Source organism: Candidatus Dormiibacterota bacterium (assembly GCA_035635555.1).
GTDB lineage: Bacteria > Acidobacteriota > Polarisedimenticolia > Gp22-AA2 > Gp22-AA2 > Gp22-AA3.
In genome coordinates this window covers 1-4,138 of record DASQAT010000047.1, presented here as the reverse complement: position 1 = coordinate 4,138, position 4,138 = coordinate 1, and the positions used below count along the sequence as shown (strand labels likewise).

At 67.1% G+C, this 4,138-nt stretch carries 5 protein-coding genes; all 5 read right to left on the bottom strand.

Annotated elements, in window-relative coordinates:
• Positions 1-60 precede the first annotated feature (60 nt).
• A complete protein-coding gene (locus VEW47_14595; GenBank protein ID HYS06411.1) occupies positions 61-975 on the bottom strand; it encodes a glycosyltransferase family 2 protein in 915 nt (304 codons plus the stop codon).
• Positions 972-1,724 carry a methyltransferase domain-containing protein gene (locus VEW47_14590; protein ID HYS06410.1) on the bottom strand — a complete coding sequence of 251 codons (753 nt, stop codon included), beginning with the start codon at positions 1,722-1,724 and terminating at the stop codon, positions 972-974. The genes VEW47_14595 and VEW47_14590 overlap by 4 nt, the downstream gene beginning before the upstream one ends.
• Positions 1,725-1,731: 7 nt before the next feature.
• Positions 1,732-2,433 carry a hypothetical protein gene (locus tag VEW47_14585; protein ID HYS06409.1) on the bottom strand — a complete coding sequence of 234 codons (702 nt, stop codon included), beginning with the start codon at positions 2,431-2,433 and terminating at the stop codon, positions 1,732-1,734.
• Between the two features lies 1 nt (position 2,434).
• Positions 2,435-3,235 (bottom strand): methyltransferase domain-containing protein, encoded by an 801-nt coding sequence (locus VEW47_14580; GenBank protein ID HYS06408.1) that lies wholly within the window; start codon positions 3,233-3,235, stop codon positions 2,435-2,437.
• 482 nt (positions 3,236-3,717) lie between these two features.
• On the bottom strand, positions 3,718-4,138 hold a 421-nt coding region (locus VEW47_14575), incomplete at its 5' end, for a DUF3473 domain-containing protein (protein ID HYS06407.1).

Genomic DNA, 4,138 nt, shown 5'->3' with positions numbered 1-4,138 from the left:
CGGCCTGGGCCGGGAGGAGAACCCGCGCGGCGTCCTGTCGTTCACGGCGGGGCAGGCGTTCTAGGAACGCGTCGAGGTCATGGCAGGAGCCGCGTTCGCGGCGGCGCGGGCGGCGCGGCGGCGGTTCGCGGAGACCATGAGCCTCACGAGGCGGGCCTTCCAGCGCGGCTCGTGGAGATCGTAATAGCGCTCCAGGCCGTCCATCAATTCGAGAGTCTTGCGGCCGGGGCGCATCTGCTTGATGCTCGCCCCGCCGTGGTGGACGACCGAGACGTCATAGAGGACGTGCACCTCCAGGCCGGCGTTCCAGACGCGACGCGACAGGTCGACGTCATTGAAGAAGATCGGGAAGCGCTCGTCGAACAGGCCGCCGATCCTCTCGACGGTCGGGCGCTCGATCATGAGACAGGCGGCCGCCGCCTGATCGATCGCCGTCACGCCCGTGCGCCGCAGGTGCATCAGCTGGTAGCGGCGCCCCACGGAGCCGCCCAGGAGCCATCGATCGATCCGTCTTCCGACGCGTGTCCAGCGGCAGAACACAATCGGCAGCGTCGGGAACGTCCTGTGCAGCGATTGCGGCAGACCATCGGCGCCCACGAGATTGCAGGTCGCGATGCCGGCTTTCGGGTGTTCGCGCAGGTGCTCGAGCAGGCTTCCCAGGGCCGGCCCCCTGAACACGATGTCCGGGTTGACGATCGCCAGGAACTCCCCCCGGGCCACGGCGAAGGCCTGGTTGTTCCCGCGGGCGAATCCCTCGTTCCGGGAGTTGGCGATGAGCCGGACCCTCGGATCGTCGCCGAAGACCTTCTGGACCATTCCCGCGCTGTCGTCCACCGACGCGTTGTCCACGACGATGATCTCCGCGGACAGCGTTCCGAGGTTCGCGAGCGCCGACTGCAAGCACCCGCGCAAGAGCTCGCGCGTGTTCCACGAGACCACGATGACGGACAGGTCGAGAGGCTTCAAGGGATTCAAGACCCCGGTTGTCTCTTCAGGATGAAGATCACCTCGTTCTTTCTCTTGAGGACGAGTTCCACTTCGAAACTCCACTTCTTCCTGAGAGCCAGGATGAACTCCAGCAGCTCCAGTTGAGTCCAGACGTGGTAGTGGATGGCGTAACGTGTGGCCATCAGCCGCTCGACTTCTCTCTGCAAGCCGGCGTCATCGCGGACTCCGTTGACCAGCCTCGCCCATTCCTCGTAGTGCTGCCTTCGCGACCATGCGGGGGATTCTTCGTGATCGCGCAGGAGATGATCCAGCGGAGTGACGGGGCGGTCCCTGTCGAAGGTGAAACGTTTGTCCGGGATCGCCATGAACAGGACGCCGCCGTCCTTGAGGACCCTCAGCATGTTTCCGACCGCGCCGATCGGATCCTCGCAGTGCTCGACGAAGTGGTTGGCGATCACGAAGTCCTGCGTCCCGTCTCGAATCGTCCGGAGCGATTCGCCGTCGTCGATGATGTCCACGCGGACGAGCTTCTCGGAATCCAGCTCGGGGTACTGCCTTCTGAGCTCGGCTTCAGCCATCCGGTCGACGTACTTCACCCGCGCCCACGGGCCCGCGTTCGTCGGATGATGCAGCGCACCGATCTCGATGCCGTCTCCCCGGAGATAGGCGCCGGCGATCGTCTCCCGGCGCAGAAACTCCCTGGGGTCAGGAGGCGGCCCTACCAGCCATCCGGCGCGCTTCCGGACGCTCCTCGCCAGTTTCCTGATCGCCTTCACTCCACCCCTACTCCTTCTGCAGGACCATCCTGAACCAGATCACGCCCAGACGATCGGGCTTCCGGGTTTCGACGCTGATGCGCTTCCAGACACAGTGGATGAGGGCCGGGTAGATTTTCCGGTGCTCGCTGTCGAGAAAGTACAGCACGCTGTTCTCGTTCCAGTAGCTCACGTGTGTCGGGTCCTGCGCCCAGCCCCGTCCCTCCGTCGAAGGGATGGTGCAGTCGAGCCGGCCCAGCGGCTTGAGGACTCGGTAGGCTTCCTCCATGAAGTGGATGACCCCGTAGCGCCTCTTCGGCTTGCGCAGCGCCGTGACGAGACTCTCGAACGCCTCCTTGTACTGATCGGCCGCGGCACAGGCCTGCGCACGCTCGAGGCAGACCGGATCCGGCTCCTCGTACCACTGACGCAGGTGCTCGGGAAGGTCGGCGCACACGATCTCATCAAACACCCCGTCACTCCACGGCCAGGACTTTTCCAGGTCGGCCACGAGGTCGACGCCGGGGAACGGCTGGATGTCCACGTTGATGAACCCGGGCTTCGGGTTCCTGTTGCAGCCGAGATTCAGGCGCAGGAGCGTGGCCTCCTGCGCCGTTCGCGGCAGGCCAACCGGCTCGCGCGCGGACGCCGGAGCCTCCTGGATCCCGCTCATCCTGAAGACATCGGCCAGGCGTCGCCACACGTGCGCCCGCTGGCGTTGGGCCGGCATCTCAATGCTCCAGCGCGCGGCCGGCGGACCGTGCCGCGGCCGGCCCTTCGTCGCTCTTTCTCAGAATGAAGATCACCTCATTGTCGCGCTTGAAGATGAGCTCGATTTCGAACGTGTGCTGGCGTCTCAGCGTCCCGATCAATTCCAGGAGCTCGACCTGGGTCCAGACATGATAGTGGATGGGGGCCTGCCGTCTCATCAGCTCCTCGGCGTGTCTCCCGGCCTCCGCGTCCCCCGGCACCTTGTCGACCAGCCTCGTCCATTCCTCGTAGTGCTGCCTGCGGGACCACGACGGCCCCTCGCGGTCGTCCCGCAGAAGATGCTCGATCGGCGTGACCGGACGGTCGGCGTCGAAGGTATAGCGGTTGTCCGGAATCGCCAGGAACAGGACCCCGTCCCTCCGGAGGACGCGCAGCATGTTGCGCAGGGCGCCGATCGGGTTCTGGCAGTGTTCGACGAAGTGGTTCGCGATGACGAAATCCTGGGATGCGTCCGGGACGGTCGCGAGGGTCTCGCCGTCGTCGACGATGTCCACCCTGACGATCTTCGAGCGCAGCTTGGGGTGATCCTTGGCGAGATCGACGTGGCTGACGCGATCGACGTACTTGACGCGGACGTGATTCGGGACCTTCAGCGGATTGTGCAGCGCCCCGATCTCGATCCCCTCGCCGCGCAGGAAGGCGCGGGCGATCGTCTTGCGACGCAGGAGCTCCTCGGGCTTAAAAGGCGCGCCCAGCAGCCGACCGGTACGCTTGCGGATGCTCCGGGCGACCTTGGCGATCATCACGCGAGTGTCTAACACGCGCGCTCCGGACCTGTCAAACCGTGGCGGAGGTCGGCCCCGGACCCGTGATCGTGACGGCTGTCCGCGGGCGAACGCCGCGCGCCGGCCTGCCGCGCGTCACCCGGCCGGGCCCGCTCCCCCAACCCGCCTGTCTTCATCAGTTGCGCCGCGCGGGGCGGTCATCGACCCGCCCGCCCGGCGGTTGGTACCTCTTTTGCTTTTCCCACTGCACGATGAGCGGCTTCAAGAGATGCGTGATCTGGGGAGAGGATCCCGCTCCACGGCGGCGTCTGGGGGCGGACGCAGCGTGGAGTCCGGATCCGTCGCTCCAGGGGACGGCGGCTTCGGCCGCCGTCCCGTTTTCTCCCTGACCTGCCGACGATCCGAACGACATGGCGCTCACCCGAGGCGCCGCGGCCGTCCCGCAACCTCCCGGGGGACGGCCGCATTCTTCCGGGGCGCGGTCGTGTCGCTGCCGGGCGCCGGGGACGGGACGATCCCTACTCCGGACGCGCCGACATCGAGACGAACGGCCCGCTGGACGGCTCGGATCGAACGCCCCCGTCGGCGTCTTTTCGCGATTCGATCGAGGGAGCCGGCGGAGCCGCGCGCTCCAGGCAGTCGCGCGCCGGCCCCCAGGGGACCGCCGACAGGAGACCCCGCAGCTTTTCGCGGTATCCGTCGAGACCGCCGTAATGCGCGAGCCGGTACCGGAACGGCAGCCGCACGCGCGGCGGATCGGGATCCATCTCCCAGGTGTGCAGATCGACGACCGCCGGTGCGCCGCGTCCGTTGCGGCGGGCGATCTCGTTCAGCAGGAGACGATTCGGGACGCGCCGCAGGGCCCAGCCCCCCGCGAACAGCAGGCGCACGCCGAAGCGGCGCCCGACGAGAGGCGGCAGCTCGAGGATCGATCCCCCC

What these genes read in the sequence shown, in the direction of transcription:
- VEW47_14585 (HYS06409.1), bottom strand. Translation starts at nt 2,433, where the DNA reads ATGCCGGCCCAACGCCAGCGGGCGCACGTGTGGCGACGCCTGGCCGAT.